3 protein-coding genes and 1 pseudogene are annotated in these 1,703 nt (G+C 61.7%); 3 read left to right on the forward strand and 1 reads right to left on the reverse strand.

What is annotated here, in order from left to right:
- Positions 1–413, reverse strand: a pseudogene (locus HX846_RS25305) (glycerol acyltransferase); the annotation flags it as partial.
- A gap of 141 nt (positions 414–554) precedes the next feature.
- Here HX846_RS25305 and HX846_RS25310 point away from each other — a divergent pair.
- From HX846_RS25310 to HX846_RS25320, 3 genes are read left to right on the forward strand one after another with little or no spacing between them, the layout of a single operon-like run.
- Positions 555–734 carry a CPXCG motif-containing cysteine-rich protein gene (locus HX846_RS25310; RefSeq protein WP_003216161.1) on the forward strand — a complete coding sequence of 60 codons (180 nt, stop codon included), beginning with the start codon at positions 555–557 and terminating at the stop codon, positions 732–734.
- Between the two features lie 15 nt (positions 735–749).
- Positions 750–1,010, forward strand: a complete 261-nt coding sequence (locus tag HX846_RS25315) for a putative signal transducing protein (protein WP_017477710.1) — start codon at positions 750–752, stop codon at positions 1,008–1,010.
- A gap of 36 nt (positions 1,011–1,046) precedes the next feature.
- The gene (locus HX846_RS25320; protein ID WP_178966319.1) at positions 1,047–1,667 is read left to right on the forward strand and encodes an SOS response-associated peptidase; all 621 of its coding nucleotides are present in this window, start codon (positions 1,047–1,049) and stop codon (positions 1,665–1,667) included.
- Positions 1,668–1,703: the final 36 nt, after the last annotated feature.

A 1,703-nucleotide genomic window follows, 5' to 3' on the forward strand; every position in this document is an offset into this window, starting at 1 on the left:
TTGTCGCCGATGGCGATGCGTGGCGTCGGCAGGCCGGCGTGATACACGGCGTAGTTGACGAAGGCCGGGTCCATCACGATGTCGCGGTGGTTGGCCAGGAACAGGTAGGCGCTGCCGGATTTGAACTGCTCCACGCCGGTATAGGTCACGCCGTCGGTTGCCCGCTCGATGGTGTGGTCGACGTAAAACTCGACTTTGTCCTGCAGCGTGGCCACGGTAGTGACGCCGGCGAACTCACGGCGCAGTTTATGAGCGATCATCGGCTTGAGCAGCCAGCCGAAGGCGCCGGCAAAGCGCGGGAAGCGAAAGTGGGTCAGGATGTCCAGAAAGGCCTTGTCACTGAACAGTCGGGCCAGCACTGCCGGGACTTCGCTGTCGTTGTAAGGTCGGATGGTATCGAATTCGCCCATCATGCTCTCTTGTTAGAAACGGCTAGGGTAAGTAAAGGTTTGGAACAATAAATATCAGGGCGTGGTCCGGGCAATTGGCCGGGACGAAAAATAGCCCTGTAAATAGACCGGCGATTATACGCACAAGTCACCTTGGAGACCGCGATGGAAGAGGAGTCGTACGAATGTCCTTATTGTGGAGAGGTAGTCACGGCGCTACTGGACCTGTCGGCGGGCGATCAGGAATATATTGAGGACTGCCCGGTGTGCTGCCGGCCTATTGTTTTCGAGCTGCAGGTTCATGACGGCGAATGGATGCTCAACGTACGCAGCGAGAACGAATAAATAAAAGGTACGCCCATGCAGCGAATCTACGAGCCGGAAAACCTGATGGAAGGTGAGCTGCTGCAAGGCATGCTCGAAAGCGAGGGCATCACCGCGCACCTGGTGGGGCGCGATTTGCTCGGGGGTACCGGCGAACTGCCGATCTATGGCCTGCTGGCGCTGGCGGTGGAGAACGACCAGGCCGCCTACGCCCGCGAGCTGATCACCGCCTACAACGGTGCGCAACCACTGCCCGGTGATGAACCCGACAGCTTTCCCGACGTGCTGGTCTGTTAGGCTGTCGGCCAGTTTCTCCAAGAGTCGTGTTGCCCCATGTGTGGACGTTATGCCCTGTTTCGCTGGAACCCCGCGTTTGCTGCCTTGCCGGGCTTCCCGGCCGACCAGCAGGCCCAGTGGAACATCTCTCCCAATGACTCGGTGCTGATCCAGCGCCTGAGCGACGGCCAGCACACCCTGGCGCGGGCGCGCTGGGGCCTGACGCCGCCCTGGCTGACCGATCTCTCTCGTACACCGGCCCATGCCCGGGCGGAAACCCTTGCCGAACAGCCGATGTTTCGCGAAGCGTTTCGCCAGCGCCGCTGCCTGCTGCCGGCCAATGGTTTCTACGAATGGCGCGGCACCCAGCGCAAGCGCCCGTACTGGCTGACGCCGGGGGAGGGCAGCACACTGTTCTTTGCGGCGATCTGGGAGGCGTATCCGGTGCAGGAGCAGGTTTGGTTGAGTACGGCGGTGGTGACCCAGGCGGCGCAGAGTCAGCGCCGACCGTTGATTCTGGATGCGGCGGGGCAGGCAGCCTGGCTGAACCCCGAGACGCCGCTGCACACCTTACAGGCCTTGTTGGCCAGTCAACCCACCGCGTTGCGCGAGCGGGTGCTGGCCAATATGGTCAACGATCCGAAGCTGAATGGACCGGAGTGCCTGACGCCGGGTTGAGCGTTGTGTTGAATCGGCCGGCCTCTTCGCGAGCAA

Source organism: Pseudomonas sp. K5002 (genome assembly GCF_013386655.1).
Lineage (GTDB): Bacteria > Pseudomonadota > Gammaproteobacteria > Pseudomonadales > Pseudomonadaceae > Aquipseudomonas.

What these genes read in the sequence shown, in the direction of transcription:
- HX846_RS25310 (WP_003216161.1), top strand. Translation starts at nt 555, where the DNA reads ATGGAAGAGGAGTCGTACGAATGTCCTTATTGTGGAGAGGTAGTCACG.
- HX846_RS25315 (WP_017477710.1), top strand. Translation starts at nt 750, where the DNA reads ATGCAGCGAATCTACGAGCCGGAAAACCTGATGGAAGGTGAGCTGCTG.
- HX846_RS25320 (WP_178966319.1), top strand. Translation starts at nt 1,047, where the DNA reads ATGTGTGGACGTTATGCCCTGTTTCGCTGGAACCCCGCGTTTGCTGCC.